An 18,296-nucleotide genomic window follows, 5' to 3' on the forward strand; every position below is an offset into this window, starting at 1 on the left:
CGGCCTTCCCTGCGCAATGGCTTTACGGCTTATGCCGTGATCTCCCCGGAGACGAGTTCTTGGTTGACTCCGTCGCTGCCGTTCCCGCTTGCGCTTCTCCGACAGCTTGACGCCTGCAACGGGCGCCAGGACCACACGGTTTTACCGTACGCTTAGTCCACGCCGTCGTCTCAGCGCAAACCAGCGTCCACCGCAACCCGTCCAACGTCCGTGACGACGGCCGACGCCCTTCTGAGTAGGACGGGATGGCCAAACACATACTCCTGATTCTGATTCTGGTAAACAGAAATATTTTTCATCTTGGGTCTTGACACGATTTCTGGAAACCGGAAGTGATTTGCCCGTCGGGTCAGAATGTCGCGGGTGCATCGATGCTGATCGGTCCGCGGGAGGGATCAGCCCATCCTACCTCTGCCCAAGCCCGATCAAATTGCGGCCCTTCTGCACCAGGAACGCCAGTCCCACCGGCTCGGCGTGATGACGATGCAGCGTGCGCGATTCAAGGACGTGGTGGAGATTTCCCGGCAGGGACTGCAGCTCAGCCTTCAAATCGGACGCTACCGCAGCCATCACGGCGTCGAGCTTTCGTCCCCAATCGGTCTGGTCGATGCGATCGATCGAGGTCCGCAGCACGTGTTCGATATCGTAGATGTCGGTGAGAATGTCCCTGGCGATCGAAATACGGTTGCGCTTCAAAGCGTGGCTCAGCTCTATTCGTTGGTCGTCGAGATGGTCGAGCACCATGGCGATGCTGATCGCATAGCGGGTCGCCGCGATCTCGGCGGCATTCTTGCTGCGCGCCGACCTGGTCGCGAGACGGGCCAGTTGCCATGGCACCTTGAGGTGCTTCGTCACCATGGTCAGGGCAAACGGCATCGCTTCGGGATGTTTGGCCGCGAACGTGTCGAGATGACCGCGTATCCTGGAAAGCGCGTCGCCGTCGAAATCATCCACCTTGGATGGCAACGCTTCATTGAAGGCGACGATGGCGTCGCGGAGCCGCAACGCCAGCAGGATCTTCTTGAGATCGTCAAAGCTGGCGCGGGAGCCGGTATACTGGCCAAGAGCTCTTCGTACGTCGGCAACGCCCTGCTCGGAGCCGAGAAGCCCCTCGATCGTCTTGACTACCTTGGACTGGAAGCCGGCGACGATCAGCTTGGCTTCGTCCGGATTGTCCTTCACGATCAGCTGCTTCATCTGCTCGCAATAATCGCGCGCCATCGACGGCAGCTGATCCTGGTTGATCCATTCCCAGATCGCCGACAGCGACCCGCGCGATATCTGGCCGGAATTGGCGCGCTCGGGCGAGCGGTCGACGAACAATGCTTCGATCGGCTTGAAGAAGTAGCGCGACGGATTGCCGATCCGGTTGTGGGTCTCGCCGCTTTTGCGAAACTCGGCGCGCAGTTCTGCCAGGATGATTTCGAAGCCCGAAATGTCCTCGTCATACATCTGCATCCGCTCGATTTCGACGAGCAGGCTGCTGCGCGCATGCGACGTCAAATGACCGAGGTATTTTCGGATCCGATCAGCCTGGATTTCATTCTTGGGCGTCACTTGGAAAGGATCCCTGATCCGGCCCTGATGAGCTGCCCCGAAGTGTGGAACGCGTTCCTTGCAACCGGATTACTTTTTTATCCCGTAACTTAACGGTTTGGCGCCGCAGGTTCACCGGGAGGGTATGGTCCCTCCCCTATGTGACCTCCCCCATGAATATGGCTGTCCCAAAACGCCGTCGAAAGGCTAAACTCGCGCAGGGCCGCGCGGGGACAGGCGGCCGGAGCCAATTCCATGACGCCGTTGAGCGATGAACCGCTTTCGCAGGCCATTTCCGTTTTGCTGGTCGAAGACGACGCGCCGACGTTGTGGCGGCTGCAGGATGCGCTGACCAAGGCCGGATATCAGGTGCGCGCGGCGGCGACGCTGGCCGAGGCCAGGGCCGGCCTGGCGCAGGGCGCGCCAAAGGTGCTGCTGACCGATCTGCAATTGCCTGACGGGCATGGCATCGATCTGATCCGCGAGACGCGCCAGCGCTTTCCCGACACCGAAATCATGGTGATATCGATCCTCGGCGACGAGGAGAGCGTGATCTCGGCGATCACCGTCGGCGCCACCGGCTATTTGCTCAAGGACGCGTTTCCGACCGACATCGCGGCCACCGTCCGCGACCTCGTGGCCGGGCATTCGCCGATCTCGGCCTCGATCGCGCGTTTCATCGTGCGCCGGACCCAGAACAATCCGGAGCCGCCGCCCGGCCCGCCGCTCAACACCGCCAAATTGACCCCGCGCGAGATCGATATCCTCTGGGGCATCGCCAAGGGCTTCAGCTACGCCGAGATCGCGGGCCATCTCGGCCTGTCGCGGCAGACCGTGCCCGGGCACATCAAGAGCATCTATCGCAAGCTCGAAGTGCACACCCGGGGCGAAGCGGTGTTCGAGGCAGTGCAGCAAGGCCTGATCCGGCTGTGACCGAGGACGCCGCAATCGAGGCTCCTCCCGGCGAGGTGCGCCGGCGGCTGCAGGTCTCCCGCCTGTTGCAATATGTGCTCCTGCAGGTGCTGATCGCCGCCGCCTGCGGCTTCATCCTGCGACAGCCGCTGCCCGCGCCGCCTGAAAATTATGCCGTGACCGAGTTCAGGCTGAGGCAAGGCAACACCGAGCGGTCCGTCACGTCGCCGCACTTCGCCAGCGCGCGGTCGCCCGCCGACGATCAGCCAACCTATTCCGGCCGGTTCACATTTCCGGCCGAGCAACCGCCGCGCGCCTGGTCGATCTATCTGCCGCGCTTCACCAATGCCGCCGAAGTCGCCGTCAACGGCGTCGTGGTGCTGGACACGAGGCGCGATCCGGTCGCCAACCGGCCTGACCGCTCCACGCCGCAGATCGCCGTGATCCCGTCAGCGCTGCTGCACGGCGGTTCGAACGAACTCACCATTCGCGTGCTGGTGTGGGGCCCGATCTCGGCGTTTCTCGACACGCCCTACGTTGGACCTGACGATGTCGTTCGTCCCTATTACGACCGGCGGGCGCTGCTGTTCGTCACGTTGCCGATCGTGTTTTCGGCCTGGCAAGCGATCCTCGCGGTGATTCTGACCATCATGTGGGTGATGCGACGGCATGAACCGGCTTACGGCATGCTGGCGGCGGCGATGGCGGTCGGCGTCCTGCAGGCATTTCTGTCGACCCCGCTCGACGAGTCCCGCTACGCCACGCTCAATTCCATCGCGATCGCTTCCGCGCCGCTCGAGAGCGGGCTTGTTCTGGCCTTTGGCATTTTGTTTTTTGGCCGCAAATGGCCGCGCTGGGGCGCGGTCATCTTCGCACCCAGCGTGATCCTTGCCACTGCCGGCCTGATCGGCGGCCAGGCCTCGGTCCGGTCGCTGTATCTGTTCATCGGCACGCCGACCGTCGGACTTTGTCTCGTGATGATGGCGCTGATATCAGGGAATGCGGTGCTGCGGCGGCAGGACGCCGCCAGCATCCTCTTGGGCTGCGCGGTCACCATCGTGCTGACCAGCTGGATTCACGACATGCTCTCCGTGCTGCAGATCGTCCCTGATAGACGCATCTTCTTCTCGCGATTGTCCTATTCGGCGATGCTGGTGGCGATCGGCGCGGCGCTGACCTGGCGGTTCGCGCGCGCGCTCAACCAGGTCGACAGCTTTGCCGGCCGGCTCGTCACCCAGGTGCGCGAGGCCGAAGACAAATTGAAGGCCAGTTTCGTCCGCGAGGAAGAACGTGCCCGCGCCGCGGCGCTGGCCCGCGAGCGCACCCGGCTGATGCGCGACCTGCACGATGGCCTCGGCGGCCAGCTCGTCAGCATCGTGGCGCTCAGCGAACGCGGCAATGATGCGAGCGCTGGTATCGGCGACGCCGCCCGGGCGGCGCTGAAGGATCTGCGCCTTGTCATCGACTCCATGGACGACATCGGCGGCGACCTCATGCTGGCGCTGGGATCGTGGCGCGAGCGCGCCATGGCGCAGCTCCGGCCGCATGATATCGAACTCGATTGGCTGATCACGCCGCCGGGCCTGCCGGTGCATCCGGAATTGCGGCCCTGGCACGTGATCCAGATCATGCGGCTGTTGGACGAAGCCCTGACCAATGCAGTCAAGCACGCCCGCGCGCGCCGCATCACCGTCAGCATCGAGACGCGACGCGAGCCTGACGGCCTCGATCAGGGCTGCATCACGATTGCGGACGACGGCAGGGGTTTTGCGCTGGCGCCCGATGGCGAAGCACCCGCCGAGGGCGCCAAAACGGGACGCGGCCTGCGCAACATGAGAAGCCGCGCCGCACGCTGCGGCGCCGGGTTGGAAATGACATCCGGCGCCGACGGCACGCGGGTGCGGCTGACCTTGCCGCACCGCTTTCCCGACAGCGACGCGAATGGTTGAATCGACCGAGCATGAGAGCGGCGTACTTCTCCCTCGCCCGCTCTTGCGGGGAGAGGGTTGGGGTGAGCGGCTCTCTCCTCCATCTCGATCTATCGATGGACCTGTACCCCCTCACCCGGATCGCATCTGCGATGCGATCCGACCTCTCCCCGCAAGCGGGGCGAGGTAAAAAGAACATCATGCCTCAGCGCCGCCCGACGCGGTTGACGGGGCCGCCACGATTCCACGCTGTGCCGGGGCGGACACCGACGCCGCGCGCGCCGACTCCAACCACGCCGACGCGGGGCGTCGCGACCACGGCGGCGGCCACCGGCGTCGGCCGCACCACGCAGCCCTGCGGCACGCCGGCCGTCTTGCAATAGACCACCGCCGCCTGGGCCGAGCCGGTATGAAGCGAAAGCGCCGCCACGGTCAGACCGGCGCTCAGCCATCCAGAAATCCTCAACATGTAACCTCTCCTGATTATTTTGCCGTGCAGCCTTGCGATGGACCGACCGGTCACCGCAGCCGACGTGGAGAGGTACTTGGGCCAGACCGGCGCGCGGCAACATCCCATGAAGATGGTGTGTCGATGTCGCGGGGCGTTTGCAGGGGAATTTTCGCTGCCATGAACATGGCATGGACCGCGCAGCCGGCCTCGACGAGTTTCCGCGAACCGTCGTTCAACCCGTCAACGCCCCAGCCAAGGTGATCCATGAAAAAGCCAGTTCAAAAATCCACGCCTGCCGCAACCGCCCTCGTCTCGCTGATTTTTCTGCTCGCCGGCAGTGCGCTGGCGTCAGCCCAATCCGGGCCGAGCCGCGAAGAGCAGATGGCTTGCCGTTCCGATGCCGGGAAATTCTGCGCCGAGCATATCGGCAAGCCGCCGCAGATGAACGCCTGCCTGCGCGACAACAAGTCGAAACTGTCCGACCCCTGCCGCAAGGTGGTGGAATCGCGTGGCGGATAGGTGAAGCGATCCAGAGCTTCGTTCTGCGTGCATCAGAAGCGAAGCTCAGCGACGTCGCTCGAAAAACGCGTGGGAAGGAGATCGATCAGTCCAGATCGAACAATCTGATCCGGGGCGTCTCGAGTCGCGCCGGCTCGGCCGCAAAGACCTGCCGCGGCTCGGTCTCTTCGCGGACCTTCTCCTCGACCTCGCGAAGCTCCTGATCCTGCCGCGGCCGGCGTCGTTCAACCCAGTTCTGACGACGCTCGGCCTTGCGCTTCTCCTCAGTGGCGCGTCTTGCCTCTCGCCTGATATCGGCGTCGCGTGACTTCACGTCGGCATCGCGCGCCCTGATATCGCTATCGCGCGTTTTGGCAAAAGCGGCTTCGGGCGTTCTGATCGACTCAGGATTTGTCTTTTCGGGCGCAGCTGCCTGCGTCACGGGTGCGGCGGTCGTCGGCTGTGGTGATGCTGCAGGCGGCGTGCTCGCTGCAGCTCCAGCGGGCTGCGCCTGGGTCGAGGTGGTCGTGACGGGTTCGTTCTGCGGTTGGTTCTGCGCTGCATTCGGTGCGACCGCCGCCACGTTCGGTGCCGGTTCCGACGAAGCCTTCGCCGGGATCGGCTTCTCCGACATCCGCAGCTCAAGCTTGCTCGTTTCGATCCTGGGCGCATGCGGGCTGACGATGTTCGAAATCAACATGCCGCCGCCAAGGCCCGCGACAACAGCCGCGACCACGGTTCCCACGCCTGCAAAATATGCCGTCGAAGTGCGCATGGTTCGGCTCCTTGATACCACGCGGGAAAACGCGCTGATGGAGCCGATGTTCCGATATGGGAAAATGTGGAAACGATGGAACCGGCGGCGTGCGCTGCGGCCACCGCAATCGCTCAGATCATGGAGGCTACTTTTTCGAGCCCGATGATGCGGGCGAGCGAGCGCACTTCGCTCTTCTGATCTTCGCGCAACTGGAACAACAACGGCATCGCCGCCGATTTCAGCTGCTGGACTTCTTCAGCCTCGGGATCGATCGGAATGCCGCCCGCCGCATTGGGATCGGCCTGACGCTTTGCGTGAATCTTGCGGGCGACAGCCTTCAACGCGGTCTCCACCGGCGGCCAATAAGATTCCTGCGAGGCGGAAAGCTTGAGGCGCTCCTTGATCCCGGCGATCTGGATGTCGCTGAGCAGCGCGTAGTTCTTTTGCGGGGCCGGCTTGGCGGCGGCTTTGGGCTTGGGCGGTGCCGCAGCAGGCGCCATGGCGGGTGCCGCGACTTTCGGAATTCCAAGATCGGCCGGCCCGGTCGAGGCATAGGCCTGGCGCAGCGGCTCGCTCAGTACGGGGGCGGCCTGCGGCGGTTCAAACGCGGCCAGCGCCATCGTCGCGATGGCGAGCTTGTCCTTCTTGCTTTCCTTGTTCGAGACCGGAGTTTGGACCGCGGTTGGTGCGGAGGCCAGTTCGTAATGCGCGGCGAACAGGGTGTCGCGGCCGAGAATTGCGGTGGCGGCGGCGCCCACCACGAGGAAACAGGTCAACGCAACGATCGTAATGACTTTGGTCAACAACGTCTCCATTCCGCCGATCCCAGAGCCTGTCGGCTCCAGTCTTTATATTTTGACGCGTTTCTTGACGCGAACCGGTATCCACCTCGCTCGAAAACGCTACCGAGGATGCCCGAAAGCTGGACGGTAATTAAGGCTTTACCATGCCGCTCAAGGGGTTAGTGCCCCCGGAAAAGCGCGAGAATCGCGTCGAATCGGCAAAAAATCAGGCCGCCGCGGCCAGATCGTAGGCTTCCTGGATGTCGGCCACGATATCGGAGGCCTCCCAGAGCGCGTCGGGGGCGACCGAGCGCAGGCTGATGGTCCAGTTGCTTTTGCCGGTGCGGGGCATGCTGAGGATGTCGAATTCGACGTTGCGGCAGAGCGGGTGCCGGTCCAGCGCGCGGGTCACCCGCCACCTGATTTCGTCGATGGTGGCCGGGGTTTTGGCATAAAACTGATCGAAATCCATCTTGCGCCCCCTTATTTGCGGATCGCCCGGCGGTGCGGCCGGCTATCCTGTGGTTCTATTGTTGGGGCGGATTTGGTTAATGGCCCGTTAATCCGGGAACGGCACGAGAAACAACCCTGCATGGCGGAAACAACTCAGGAAGCGACGACCGCCACGAACGGGCCGTCGGTCCGCGCCGCATTGCTGGCGGCCGCGGGCATTTCGATCGGCACGCTGCTGCTCGCGACCTTCGAATTGTCGATGGCCGAGTGGCCGTCCGGCTTTGTCCTGCTCGGCATCCTGCCGCTGACGGCGCTGGTGTTCTTCGGTTGCTGCCTCTGGACGGCGACGCTGCTGCTTCGCATCCCACGGGGCGGGACAAAATTCGCGATCCCGTTCCTGATGTGCGCGGCGACGCTGGCGCTGCTGGTCTACGCACCACTGCAGAAGGTCGCGCTGCAGCGAAACTTCCACTGGCACCGCGCCGATCGCGAACGGATCGTGGCCCGCGTCGAGGCCGGCGAGCTCAAGCCGAACGTCCCCTACAACAAATCCATGATCGCGCTGGGCGCAAACGAGCCCAAGGTTTCCGCCGGCGGAAACGACATCGTCATCGACACGGCCAAAGAAGGCACCTACGTGCTGTTCCTGACCTCGCGCGGCCTGAAACACTATTTCACCGGCTTCCTGCACGTGCCGCCAGGCAGCGATCCCAAAGACTTCTTCGAGTTCGACGACAAACCGCCGAGCCAGCTCGTTCACTACGACAAGAATTGGTATTTTGTGGCGAACTAGGTGAGCTGGATTTTCGCCGCCGCGGCGCGATACTCGACTAGCGTCCGTGCAACCAGTTCATCGACGCCAAGCACTTCGGTCACGCCCGAGGTGGAATGGCCGGCGCTCCAGATGTCTTTCCAGCGCTTTGGGCGGTTTTCGCGCGCGCCGATGTCGATGTCCTTGCCAATATCGATGGCGCCGCGCGCCGGCAGATCGTCGGGATCGAGGCCGGCAGCTTCGATTGATGGCCGCAGCATGTTGGTCTGCAAGCCCGTGAAAGCCGTGGTCAGCAAAATGTCGTCGGCGCTGCTGGCGACCAGCATATCCTTGTATCTCGGATCCGCCATGCTCTCGCGCGTGGCGATGAACCTGGTGCCCATGTAGGCGAGGTCGCAGCCAAGCGCCTGCGCCGCGCGCAAGGCATGTCCGTCGCTGATGCCGCCCGCGAGCACCAGCGGCCCGTCGAAGAAGCCGCGCACCGCACGCACGAACACGAACGGATTGAGCCAGCCGGTCTGGCCACCCGCGCCTGCGGTCAGCAGTACGAGGCCATCAGCGCCGGCAGCGACCGCGCGTTCGGCGTGGCGGATGCTGGCGACGTCGGCGAAGACAAGCGCGCCGGCATCATGCAACGGCGCCGCGACCTGTGCCGGCGATCCGACCGAGGTGATGACGATCTCGGGCTTGTGCCGCAGCAGCACCGCCAGATCCTGCGCCAGCCGCGCATTGGAGCGATGCACAATCAGGTTCGCGCAGATCGGCGCGGCGGGCTTGCCGCTCTCGTCCGAATGACGCTGCAAACGGCCTTCGATCTCGCTGAGCCATTCTTCGAGCTGTTCGTGGCTGCGGCAATTCACCGTCGGGAACGAGCCGATCACGCCGTTGCGGCATGCGGCGACCACAAGCTCGACGCCGGAAACGAGAAACATCGGCGCCGCGATCAGCGGCAGGCTGAGACGATCCTGAAAGCGCGCGAGAAGATCGGATGTATGCATCATCGCAACTTGAGCCGTGGCCTTGGTGTGCTAGCGGCTTTATTTTTTTGACGCGTTTTCTTCACGCGAACCGGTATCCACTTCGCTTGAAAACGCTATAGGATCAACATTGGCACGATCAAGGGCCAATTACAAAAGTTGCGGGAGGAATTTTGAAATGAACAATCCGCTGTACGCGTCTCCGGTCGCTTGCGAGCAGACGCTGCGGGCGCTGTCGCGTTACCCGGAGCGGACCGCGTTCAGCTGGCCCGGCGGATCGATCACCTATCAAGGCACGACCGAGCTGATCGGCCGCATTCAAGCCGTGTTCATGCGGCTGAACTTCGAGCCCGGTACCCGCGTCGCTTTCCTCACCGCCAACCGCGCCGACGCCTGGTGCGCGGGCGTCGCCGCGCAATTGTCGCGGCTTTCGATCACCTGGCTGCATCCGCTGGGCTCGCTCGACGATCAGCTGTTCCAGCTGGAGGACTCCGAAGCGCAGATGCTGGTGGTCGACGGCGTCACCTTTCGCGATCGCGGCGGCGAACTCGCGGCCAGGGCCGTTAGCCTGAAAACCGTGTTCACGCTCGGGCCCGCCAGCTATGGAGTCGATCTATTGACGGCAGTCGAGGCTGCCGGCAGCGCCACGGCACGCTGCCTTGCCAGGCCGAACGATCTCTCTACCCTGAACTACACCGGCGGCACCACCGGCAAATCCAAGGGCGCGTTGCGCACCCACCGCGAGAATAGCGGCGCCGCCAGCGCGATCCTGGCGGACTTCGAAATCCCGGATCGGCCGAGCTATCTCACGGTGGCACCGATCAGCCATGTCGCCGGCACCAAAGTGCTGCCGACGCTGATGCGCGGCGGCACCGTGCACATGCTGAAGGGTTTCGATCCCGAAGCCGTGTTCAAGACCATTGAGCGCGAGCGCATCAATTTTACGCTGTTCGTGCCGACGATGATCTACGTGATGCTCGATCATCCATCGCTCGACAGGACCGACCTCTCCTCGCTCGAATTGCTGCTCTATGGCGCATCCGCAATGTCGCCGAGCCGCCTCGTCGAGGGCATCGAGCGGATCGGGCCGGTGTTCTCGCAGCTCTACGGCCAGACCGAGTGCTATCCGGTGTCGGTGCTGCGCAAGGCCGACCACGATCCGAAGACGCCGGAAATGTTTACGTCCTGCGGATTCCCGATCTCGGCGTGCGAGGTCAAGGTGCTCGACGACAACGACCAGGAGGTTGCGACCGGCGAGGCCGGCGAAATCTGCGTGCGCGCGCCGCATGTGATGGCCGAATACTGGAAGCGGCCGGAGCAAACCGCCGAAACGCTCAAGAGCGGCTGGCTGCATACCGGCGATATCGCTCGCAAGGACGAGCGCGGCTATATGTTCATCCTCGACCGCAAGAAGGACATGATCGTCTCCGGCGGCTTCAACATTTTTCCGCGCGAGGTCGAGGACGTCTTGTCGCAGCATGCCGATGTCGCGATGGTCGCCGTGGTCGGCGTTCCCGACGATAAATGGGGCGAGGCCGTCACCGCGGTGGTGGTGGCGCGCGAAGGTGCGAAGCCGAATGCGGATGAGTTGATCAATCTCGTGAAAACGAAAAAAGGCTCGGCGCACGCGCCAAAGCACATCAAATTCGTCACCGAGTTGCCGATGACCGGCGTCGGCAAGGTCGACAAGAAGGTGCTGAAGGCAGGCTTCTGGACCGGCCGCGACCGGATGGTGGGGTAAATTTCCGGCTCACGCCAGCAACTGATCGAGCCGTTCGCGCAACTGGTCCTGGTGATAAGGTTTTGCAAGCCGCGGCAGATCGAGCTGCGCGCCTTCGGGCAATTCGGCATAACCGGTTGCCAGCAGGATGGGCAGCGACGGGCGCACCTGGCGCGTCGCAGCCGCGAGTTCAATGCCGGTCATCCCGGGCATCACGTGATCGGTCATCATCAAATCGATCGGCTGCTCGCTCCTGAGGATGTCGAGCGCATGCAGGCCCGAATTGGCGCCGATCACGTGGTGACCGAGGTCTTCCAGCATCTCCATGGTCGACATGGCAATCAGCGGATCGTCGTCGACAAACAGGATCACGGCCGAGCGTTTGGTGCCTTGCGTCGCCGGCGCCGGAGCCTCGACCTCCGGTGCAGCGGTAGCTATCGGGAGTATCAGCGTCGCGGTGGTGCCTTTTCCGACCGCGCTTGCAAGCCGCAAGGCGCCACCGAGTTGCACCGCCAGGCCGTGCACCATCGACAGGCCAAGGCCGGTGCCCTTGCCGAGTGGCTTGGACGAAAAGAAGGGTTCAATCGCCCGCTCCAGTGTCTCTGATGTCATGCCGGTGCCGGTATCGACGACGGACAGCCTGAGATAACGGCCAGGCTTCAACACCGGATCCCTGGTGATCTTCTGCTCGTCCAGCCTGATGTCGATCGGACCGCCGTCGGGCATCGCGTCACGCGCGTTGATCGCCAGATTGAGGATCGCAAGCTCAAGCTGGTTGGGATCGATACGCGCCGGAGGCAGGCCGTCCTTGATGTCCAACCGCACCGCGACGCGCGGGCCGAGCGAGCGTTCCAGCAGGTTGGTCATATCCTGAATCAGCGAACGGAGGTCGACCGAGACCGTGCGCAAATCCTGCTGACGCGCAAAGGCCAGAAGGCGCTGGGTCAATGACGCACCCCGTTCCGCGCCCTGCATGGCGCCATCGACCAGGCGGTGAAGCCGGGGATCGTCGGGCATGCGCTTGCGCAGCAGATCAAGGTTACCCATCACGGCCATCAGCAAATTGTTGAAATCATGCGCCACGCCGCCGGTAAGCTGTCCGATCGTCTCCATCTTCTGCGCCTGGCGCAACTGTTCCTGCGCCTTTTCACGCGCGGCGACTTCCTTCATCAGATCGGCGGTGCGCTGCTCGACGCGCTGCTCCAGTGTCGCCGTCAGTTCCGCCAGCGCGGTGCGTTCGGCGGCGAGTTGCGCGAGCAGGGCCTCGCGCTCGATTTCCGCAACCTTGCGCGCGGTGATATCGGAGCAGACGCCGACCAGCGACTTGATGCTGCCGTCCGGCCACCGTACCGCGCGGGCGCGGGTGTCCAACCAGTGCTGCGAGCCGTCGGGCCAGATAATCCGATATTCGATGCGGTAATCCCCACCGGTCTTGATCGCCTGATCGATGGCTTCGAGACGGCGCTCCCGGTCGTCGGGATGAACCGCAGCCGACAAATCCTGAAAAGTGAAAGACTCGCCCGGCTTGCGGCCGAAAAAGCGCGCGCAGGTTTCCGATGCTTCGAGTTTGTATTCCGGCAAATGCAGTTCAAGCGCCCCGAGATGACCGGCATTCAGCGCGGTCTGCAGCAGGCCTTCGCTTTCGGTCAGATCGGCGAGGATCGAGCGCGTCTGGTACTGGCGGCGCCTGGCCCGGACCGCAGAACCGACAATGCTCACAAGCGTCGTCGGATGGAAAGGGCGCTCGATGAAGGTGACATTGCCCAGGATTTGCCCGAGCCGCATCGCATCCGGATTGCGCTCGGGACCGCCACCCTGTCGCGTCAGCAGCACGATCGGGAAATCCGACCACGGCGGCTGGCTGCTCAGCCAATCTACCAATCCCCGGAGATCCGCGGTCTTGATCGCCTCGTCAGCGACGACCGCAAGGCCAGCCCCGCTTTCGATCTCATGGATCAAGCCGGCAAGATCGCTGCAGGTATTGGCGTAATACCCCGCTTCCCTGATGAGCGTAGTGGCCACGGACGAATCGCGCCCGGTCGGTGCGAGAATGACGGCGCGCTCAGACGATGCGCCCGGTTTCACGGCTGCTGCTCCTCGAACAAGCGGCGTTCCTGCAGCAAGGGCTGCCCTTCGCCGACATAAACCGGAACGCCACGCAGAACGCCATGGAAACCGTCCAGCGGTTCACCAATCGTCAGTCCGCGATTGCCGATGCGATATTCGCGAATCGTCGATTCGTGCATGCCGGTACGCTTCTTGATGACCGACATCGCACGCCGCACGCTGCCCAGCGCTTCGAAATAGCGCAGCAGCACAACCGTATCGGCAAGGTACGTGACATCCACCGGCGCCTTCATATCTCCGATCAGTCCATGCTGTGCCACCGTCATGAATGTCGCAGCACCCTGGCGGTTCAGATACTGCAGCAATTCATGCACGTGCAGGATCAGGGAATTTTCTTCGGGCATGGCGGCCTGATAGCCGTTGAGGCTGTCGATCACGACCGTCTTGATTCGGTCGTCATCGACCCGCTTGCGGACGCGATGGGCAAACTCGCCGGGCGACAGCTCCGCGGCATCGACCTGCTCGATGAACAGGCTGCCGCTGCGCTGCATTTCCTCGAGATTGATGCCGAGCCCGATCATGCGCGAAAACAACAGCCCGAGTTCTTCGTCGAACACGAACAACGCCGCCCTTTCACCGCGCGCGACCGCCGCGACAATGAAGGTGATCGCGGCCAGCGACTTGCCGGTTCCCGCAGGCCCGAGGATCAGGGTGCTCGATCCTGACTCGACGCCGCCACCCAGCAGCCTGTCGAGTTCCGCGATGCCGCTGGACATCGTGGTTCGCTCAACCGCCCTGCGAAACTCCGAGGCCACCAGCCGCGGAAAGATATTCATCCCGCCGGTCGTGATGGTGGCGTCATGATAGCCGCCGCGAAACTTCACGCCACGATATTTGACGACGCGCGCCCGCCGTCGCTCTGCGCCGTAGGCCGGCGCCAGCTCCTCCAGCCGCACCACGCCGTGTGCCACACTGTGAACGGTCTTGTCCGCAGCCTCGGCGGTCAGATCGTCGAGCAGCATGACAGTGGTATTGAACTTCGCGAAATAATGCTTGAGCGCCAGGATCTGACGCCGATACCGCAGCGAACTTTGCGCCAGCAGCCGGATTTCGGAAAGACTGTCCAGAACCACCCGGGCCGGCCGCAAGCGTTCCACGGCTTCGAATATCTGCTTGGTGGTCTCGCCGAGTTCGAGATCGGACGAATACAGCAGGCTCTGCTGTTGCTCGGAATCGAGCAGGCTCTCCGGCGGCAACAATTCGAAGATGTCGATACGCTCGTCGAGCGCCCAGCCATGGGACGCCGCGCCCTCGCGCAGCTCACGTTCGGTTTCAGACAGCGTGACGTAGAGGCACTTTTCGCCGGCGCGCGCGCCTTCCATCAGGAATTGCAGCGCAATGGTGGTTTTGCCCGTGCCGGGCTCACCTTCGAGCAGAAACAGATGGCCACGCGTAAAGCCGCCGGACAGGATGTCGTCCAGGCCCCACACGCCCGATTTTGCCTTGTCGGTGGGTATTCCGGCTGCGTTCATGAGGCCCCTAACGGAGGGCAACTCCGGCGATATCAGGGGGTTCCCCGGAGATGGAACCAGGAAGGGAAATTCCGATCACATCGCGCCATTTTCCGGCCAGCAGCCGGAAACCTTTGGTGACATGGCTAGGGGCCGGCTTCACGGCAAGCGGCGAACGGCGCTCCCCGCCGCAGCGCCATCGCCCGGCCTCATGGCGGTATCAAGCCGCCCCAGCTCGCCTCTCAGCGTGAGCCTTGGTCTTCTCGAAATTATTCGGCACTTCGATATCGACTTCCAGCGTCGACACGGCCGGGCCGCGGTCAAGCTTGACCGTGACCTTGTCAGGATCGAGCTGGATGTGCCGAGAGACCACGGCGAGGATCTCCTCGCGCAGCGTCGCCAGCAGGTCCGGTTGACCGCGCAGGCCGCGCTCGTGCGCCAGCAGAATCTGCAGCCGCTCCCGCGCCACCGGGGCGGTTGCCTTGCGGCCGCTGAACAGGCGAAGCAGATTCATACTCATGCCGCCCTCCGTCCGAGCAATCGGTTCATAAATCCCCTGCGTTCGGCCGGCACGACCATGTCGACGGTTTCGCCCATCAGGCGGCGGACCGCGTCGGTATAGGCGCGGGCCGGTGCACTGGCCACATTGTTCAGGGTGACGGGAGAGCCGACATTCGAGGCGCGAAGCACATCCTGGCTCTCGGGGATGATGCCGAGCAGCGGGGTTGCGAGAATTTCGAGGATGTCATCGATGCTGAGCATCTCGCCCCGCGCCGCGCGCACCGGATCGAACCTTGTGATCAGGATGTGCTTGGTCACCCGCTCGCCCTGCTCCGCCTTGACGGTCTTCGAATCGAGCATCCCGATGATGCGGTCGGAGTCGCGCACCGAGGAGACTTCCGGGTTGGTGACGATCACGGCTTCGTCCGCATAACGCATCGCCAGCATCGCGCCGCGTTCGATGCCTGCGGGACTGTCGCACAGGATCCAGTCGAACTTGGTCCGCAGCTCAGCGATGACCCGGCCGACGCCTTCGTCGGTCAGCGCGTCCTTGTCCCTGGTCTGGGAGGCCGGCAGTAACCACAGATTCTCCAGGCGCTTGTCGCGGATCAGCGCCTGCTGAAGCTTGGCGACGCCCTGCACCACGTTGATGAGGTCGAACACCACGCGCCGTTCCGCGCCCATCACCAGATCGAGGTTGCGCAGGCCGACGTCGAAGTCGATGACGACGACCTTCTCGCCGGCCTGGGCCAGCGCCGCACCGAGCGCGGCCGTGGACGTCGTCTTTCCAACGCCGCCCTTGCCTGATGTAACGACCAGGACCTTTGCCATAATTGATCTCCGTAGCCGATTAATTCAGCGGTGTAATTTTCATGGTGTCGCCTTGCAGCCAGGCCTGGGCCGGGCGATTCCGCAGCGAGGCGTCGATTTCTTCAGCAGTCTGGTAGTAGCCGTCGATGGCGAGCAGTTCCGCCTCGATCTTCTGGCAGTAAATCCTGGCCGACGAATTGCCGTTGACGCCGGCCATCGCCCGGCCGCGCAGCGTGCCGTAAACATGGATTGATCCGCCGGCGACGATTTCCGCACCCGAGCCGACCGAGCCCAGCACGGTGACGTCGCCATCGGTGAAGACGATCGACTGGCCCGAGCGGACCGGGCTGTCGAGCAGCAGCGAGTTCGGCTTCGGCTTGGCCTCGACCTTTTCCTCGGGCTTTTCCGCAGGCTCGGTTCGCGTGATGACGCAGGAACGACCGCCGGTCAAAAGCGGCGGCATGCTGGTGGTGAGCTTCTCGGCATCCACGCCCTCGATCCCCAGCACGCGGATGTTGCGTTCTTCCAGATTATTGACGAGGTGGGTGATGGCCGCGCGGCTGAGGTCCAGCGCCGCCAGGTCGAGCACGACAGGCTTGCCGACGAAGAAGCCCGGCGAACGCGCCAGTGTCGCATCGATCTCCTCGAGCCAGCCAAGAATCGGAATCTCCGGCGTGAACACGAAGGCGACATACGAGCGGCCTCGCATGCGAACCAATTGTCGCGTTGCCCCCGCTGTTGCCTGCATGGTGGATCCACCCATTCCTGGTTACTGAATAATTAAGGATGGGACTGATTTGGTTAATGGTTGATTAATTATGACAACTCATTCAGCGACCGCGTGGCGCCAGAAGAGCGACACGAGAGCTACCCGAAGTTACAGGCGAGCGGTTGCGATCAGCAAAAGTGGTGGCAATTTGATCGGTTTGCCAAGCCGGATCGGCTGACCACCCGATCGCCCTCGCGTCAACGCCGCTCGATCACCAGGCTCTGGACGGCGCGGCCGAAATAGCCGCGTTCATCGGCCAGCCGCGCCATCGCGAGGCCCGCGCCGTCGGGGCCGATCCAGGATTCGGCGTCGAGCAGCATCCAGTCACCGACCGGCTGGCGCGCGAAATTGACCGTGAGGTCGGCATTGAGAAACGTCCATTGCCGGAAATCCAGCACCGCCGAAGTGCCGTTGCAGAAATCCGCCGCCACCATCGCCCGCATTGCCTGAGAGACCGCCGCCCCTTCGACGATCGGGCGATCGACGCGATACCAGATCGCGCCCGGACCGGGGACACCGAACCGGCCGCGTGCGGCGCGCAGCGACATGCCTGTCACGAACGGGCTGGAAGAAAAATCCGCGGGCTCGACCCGCGATTGCTCCGGTCCCGGCAGCGTGACCTGTTCGATGTCCGCTTCGGGCGGCAATTCGTTGGCCTGCTCCTTGATCTTCAAAATAGTGGCCGCGACCACCACGACGCCATTGGCGCGAAGTTTTACCGCGCAGAGCTGGATCTTGCGGCCTTCGCGCAGAATCTCGGTCACGATCGTCAGCGGCGCGACCGGCACCGGGCGCATCAAATCCACCGTCACCCGCGCGATCCGCATCGGTACCGGCGTCGGCAACGCTTCTGCTGCCCAGACCACCAATGCCGCCGGCGGTGAGCCGTGCTGCATGCTCGGATCCCACGGCCCCGCCGCGTGGGGGCTGGTGAGGACGCTGTTGCCGTCCACGCGAAAGATAGCGTCCATCAATCAATGATCCCTTGAGAAGGAAAGCGCTTTTCTGCCCGCTCCGCTCGCGCGAGTCGAGAGCTCGGCGGCACAGACCCCTGTGCGCCATTCGCACGCAACGCACTCACGCCTCGTGTCAAATGAAGGCCATGCCGCCGTTGAGGATGATGGTCTGGCCGGTCATGTAGTCGTTGCCGAGCACCATCGCGACGGCCTGCGCCACTTCCTCAGGTTGCCCCATTCGGCCCAGCGGAATATTGCGCGCAAGATCGGTGCGGCCGCGCATCATGTCGGTTTCGATCAGCGACGGCGCCACATTGTTGACCGTGATCCCCTCCTTCACCAGCCGCGCCGCGTACCCTCGCGTCAGTCCCTCCATGCCGGCCTTGGAGGCGTTGTAGTGCGGGCCGATCGCGCCGGCGCCGCGTGCGGCACCAGAGGAGATGTTGACGATGCGGCCCCATTTACGCGCCCGCATCATCGGCAGCACGGCTTGCGTGCACAGGAATACCGACTTCAGATTGACCGTGATGGTGCGGTCGAAATCCGCCTCGGAAAGTTCGTCGACGCTGCGCACGATCGCGATGCCGGCATTGTTGACGAGGATGTCGATCGGACCGAGGTCGCGGGCGACCTGTTCGACCATTCTTGCGACGGCAGCGGCCTGCGACACGTCGGCGGCAACGGCGATGGCGCGGCCACCACCGGCCTTGATTTTGGCAACAACGGCTTCGGCGTCATCCGCTCGCTCGCGATAATTGACCGCGACCGTGGCACCGAGTTCGGCCAGCGTCATTGCAATCGCAGCGCCGATGCCGCGCGAGCCACCCGTCACCAGCGCGACACGCGCACTCAGATCCTGTTTGGTCGTCATCGATCCCGTCCGTCGCAAGCGTGGA

Annotated in this window: 18 protein-coding genes; 5 read left to right on the forward strand and 13 right to left on the reverse strand. The window is 63.5% G+C overall.

Features of this window, described 5'->3' with window-relative positions:
* Positions 1-405 precede the first annotated feature (405 nt).
* Entirely contained in the window at positions 406-1,557 is a 1,152-nt protein-coding gene (locus JQ611_RS35130) for a hypothetical protein (RefSeq protein WP_212468030.1), read from the reverse strand.
* A 234-nt stretch (positions 1,558-1,791) separates the two neighbouring features.
* Here JQ611_RS35130 and JQ611_RS35135 point away from each other — a divergent pair, with 234 nt between their 5' ends.
* Together JQ611_RS35135 and JQ611_RS35140 are read left to right on the forward strand one after the other, a co-directional pair.
* Complete coding sequence (locus tag JQ611_RS35135) at positions 1,792-2,469, forward strand: response regulator transcription factor (RefSeq protein ID WP_212265165.1); 678 nt, start codon at positions 1,792-1,794, stop codon at positions 2,467-2,469.
* Positions 2,466-4,397, forward strand: a complete 1,932-nt coding sequence (locus tag JQ611_RS35140) for an ATP-binding protein (RefSeq protein ID WP_312012337.1) — start codon at positions 2,466-2,468, stop codon at positions 4,395-4,397. Before JQ611_RS35135 ends, JQ611_RS35140 begins: the two co-directional genes overlap by 4 nt.
* Positions 4,398-4,581: 184 nt before the next feature.
* Here JQ611_RS35140 and JQ611_RS35145 read toward each other — a convergent pair whose 3' ends face one another.
* On the reverse strand, positions 4,582-4,845 hold the full coding sequence (locus JQ611_RS35145; protein WP_212468031.1) for a hypothetical protein: 264 nt from the start codon (positions 4,843-4,845) through the stop codon (positions 4,582-4,584).
* 246 nt (positions 4,846-5,091) lie between these two features.
* Here JQ611_RS35145 and JQ611_RS35150 point away from each other — a divergent pair, with 246 nt between their 5' ends.
* Complete coding sequence (locus JQ611_RS35150; protein WP_212468032.1) at positions 5,092-5,346, forward strand: cysteine rich repeat-containing protein; 255 nt, start codon at positions 5,092-5,094, stop codon at positions 5,344-5,346.
* An 85-nt stretch (positions 5,347-5,431) separates the two neighbouring features.
* Here JQ611_RS35150 and JQ611_RS35155 read toward each other — a convergent pair whose 3' ends face one another.
* The 3 genes from JQ611_RS35155 to JQ611_RS35165 form a co-directional block, all read right to left on the reverse strand.
* Positions 5,432-6,100, reverse strand: a complete 669-nt coding sequence (locus tag JQ611_RS35155; protein WP_212468033.1) for a hypothetical protein — start codon at positions 6,098-6,100, stop codon at positions 5,432-5,434.
* Positions 6,101-6,213: 113 nt separating this feature from the next.
* Positions 6,214-6,885 carry a hypothetical protein gene (locus JQ611_RS35160; protein ID WP_212468034.1) on the reverse strand — a complete coding sequence of 224 codons (672 nt, stop codon included), beginning with the start codon at positions 6,883-6,885 and terminating at the stop codon, positions 6,214-6,216.
* Between the two features lie 205 nt (positions 6,886-7,090).
* Positions 7,091-7,336, reverse strand: a complete 246-nt coding sequence (locus JQ611_RS35165) for a hypothetical protein (RefSeq protein ID WP_212265170.1) — start codon at positions 7,334-7,336, stop codon at positions 7,091-7,093.
* A 120-nt stretch (positions 7,337-7,456) separates the two neighbouring features.
* On the opposite strand from JQ611_RS35165, the gene JQ611_RS35170 reads away from it, so the two are divergent.
* The gene (locus JQ611_RS35170) at positions 7,457-8,110 is read left to right on the forward strand and encodes a hypothetical protein (RefSeq protein WP_212468035.1); all 654 of its coding nucleotides are present in this window, start codon (positions 7,457-7,459) and stop codon (positions 8,108-8,110) included.
* On the opposite strand, the gene JQ611_RS35175 is transcribed toward JQ611_RS35170, so the two are convergent.
* The gene (locus tag JQ611_RS35175) at positions 8,107-9,087 is read right to left on the reverse strand and encodes a nitronate monooxygenase family protein (protein ID WP_212468062.1); all 981 of its coding nucleotides are present in this window, start codon (positions 9,085-9,087) and stop codon (positions 8,107-8,109) included. The two genes, JQ611_RS35170 and JQ611_RS35175, sit on opposite strands and share 4 nt — an antisense overlap.
* Positions 9,088-9,244: 157 nt before the next feature.
* Between JQ611_RS35175 and JQ611_RS35180 the strand changes: the two genes are divergently transcribed.
* Positions 9,245-10,807 carry an AMP-binding protein gene (locus tag JQ611_RS35180; RefSeq protein ID WP_212468036.1) on the forward strand — a complete coding sequence of 521 codons (1,563 nt, stop codon included), beginning with the start codon at positions 9,245-9,247 and terminating at the stop codon, positions 10,805-10,807.
* A 9-nt stretch (positions 10,808-10,816) separates the two neighbouring features.
* On the opposite strand, the gene JQ611_RS35185 is transcribed toward JQ611_RS35180, so the two are convergent.
* From JQ611_RS35185 to JQ611_RS35215, 7 genes are all read right to left on the reverse strand, one after another.
* Positions 10,817-12,808, reverse strand: coding sequence for an ATP-binding protein (locus tag JQ611_RS35185; RefSeq protein ID WP_312012338.1), 1,992 nt, complete (start codon positions 12,806-12,808; stop codon positions 10,817-10,819).
* 59 nt (positions 12,809-12,867) lie between these two features.
* Complete coding sequence (locus tag JQ611_RS35190) at positions 12,868-14,385, reverse strand: ATPase domain-containing protein (RefSeq protein WP_212468038.1); 1,518 nt, start codon at positions 14,383-14,385, stop codon at positions 12,868-12,870.
* 199 nt (positions 14,386-14,584) lie between these two features.
* The gene (minE, locus tag JQ611_RS35195; protein ID WP_212036347.1) at positions 14,585-14,884 is read right to left on the reverse strand and encodes a cell division topological specificity factor MinE; all 300 of its coding nucleotides are present in this window, start codon (positions 14,882-14,884) and stop codon (positions 14,585-14,587) included.
* A complete protein-coding gene (minD, locus tag JQ611_RS35200) occupies positions 14,881-15,696 on the reverse strand; it encodes a septum site-determining protein MinD (RefSeq protein WP_192735279.1) in 816 nt (271 codons plus the stop codon). Before minD ends, minE begins: the two co-directional genes overlap by 4 nt.
* Positions 15,697-15,715: 19 nt before the next feature.
* A complete protein-coding gene (minC, locus tag JQ611_RS35205; RefSeq protein ID WP_212209838.1) occupies positions 15,716-16,423 on the reverse strand; it encodes a septum site-determining protein MinC in 708 nt (235 codons plus the stop codon).
* Between the two features lie 218 nt (positions 16,424-16,641).
* Positions 16,642-17,415, reverse strand: coding sequence for a thioesterase family protein (locus JQ611_RS35210; protein WP_212468039.1), 774 nt, complete (start codon positions 17,413-17,415; stop codon positions 16,642-16,644).
* Positions 17,416-17,533: 118 nt separating this feature from the next.
* Positions 17,534-18,271, reverse strand: a complete 738-nt coding sequence (locus JQ611_RS35215; RefSeq protein ID WP_212468040.1) for an SDR family NAD(P)-dependent oxidoreductase — start codon at positions 18,269-18,271, stop codon at positions 17,534-17,536.
* Between the last annotated feature and the right edge of the window lie 25 nt (positions 18,272-18,296).

This window comes from Bradyrhizobium sp. AUGA SZCCT0182 (assembly GCF_018130185.1).
Taxonomy (GTDB): domain Bacteria; phylum Pseudomonadota; class Alphaproteobacteria; order Rhizobiales; family Xanthobacteraceae; genus Bradyrhizobium.

Excerpts from the sequence above, each read along its gene's own strand:
- JQ611_RS35135 (WP_212265165.1), top strand. The coding sequence starts at position 1,792 with ATGACGCCGTTGAGCGATGAACCGCTTTCGCAGGCCATTTCCGTTTTG.
- JQ611_RS35145 (WP_212468031.1), bottom strand. The coding sequence starts at position 4,845 with ATGTTGAGGATTTCTGGATGGCTGAGCGCCGGTCTGACCGTGGCGGCG.
- JQ611_RS35150 (WP_212468032.1), top strand. The coding sequence starts at position 5,092 with ATGAAAAAGCCAGTTCAAAAATCCACGCCTGCCGCAACCGCCCTCGTC.
- JQ611_RS35155 (WP_212468033.1), bottom strand. The coding sequence starts at position 6,100 with ATGCGCACTTCGACGGCATATTTTGCAGGCGTGGGAACCGTGGTCGCG.
- JQ611_RS35165 (WP_212265170.1), bottom strand. The coding sequence starts at position 7,336 with ATGGATTTCGATCAGTTTTATGCCAAAACCCCGGCCACCATCGACGAA.
- JQ611_RS35170 (WP_212468035.1), top strand. The coding sequence starts at position 7,457 with ATGGCGGAAACAACTCAGGAAGCGACGACCGCCACGAACGGGCCGTCG.
- JQ611_RS35175 (WP_212468062.1), bottom strand. The coding sequence starts at position 9,087 with ATGCATACATCCGATCTTCTCGCGCGCTTTCAGGATCGTCTCAGCCTG.
- JQ611_RS35180 (WP_212468036.1), top strand. The coding sequence starts at position 9,245 with ATGAACAATCCGCTGTACGCGTCTCCGGTCGCTTGCGAGCAGACGCTG.
- JQ611_RS35190 (WP_212468038.1), bottom strand. The coding sequence starts at position 14,385 with ATGAACGCAGCCGGAATACCCACCGACAAGGCAAAATCGGGCGTGTGG.
- minE (WP_212036347.1), bottom strand. The coding sequence starts at position 14,884 with ATGAGTATGAATCTGCTTCGCCTGTTCAGCGGCCGCAAGGCAACCGCC.
- minD (WP_192735279.1), bottom strand. The coding sequence starts at position 15,696 with ATGGCAAAGGTCCTGGTCGTTACATCAGGCAAGGGCGGCGTTGGAAAG.
- minC (WP_212209838.1), bottom strand. The coding sequence starts at position 16,423 with ATGCAGGCAACAGCGGGGGCAACGCGACAATTGGTTCGCATGCGAGGC.
- JQ611_RS35210 (WP_212468039.1), bottom strand. The coding sequence starts at position 17,415 with ATGGACGCTATCTTTCGCGTGGACGGCAACAGCGTCCTCACCAGCCCC.
- JQ611_RS35215 (WP_212468040.1), bottom strand. The coding sequence starts at position 18,271 with ATGACGACCAAACAGGATCTGAGTGCGCGTGTCGCGCTGGTGACGGGT.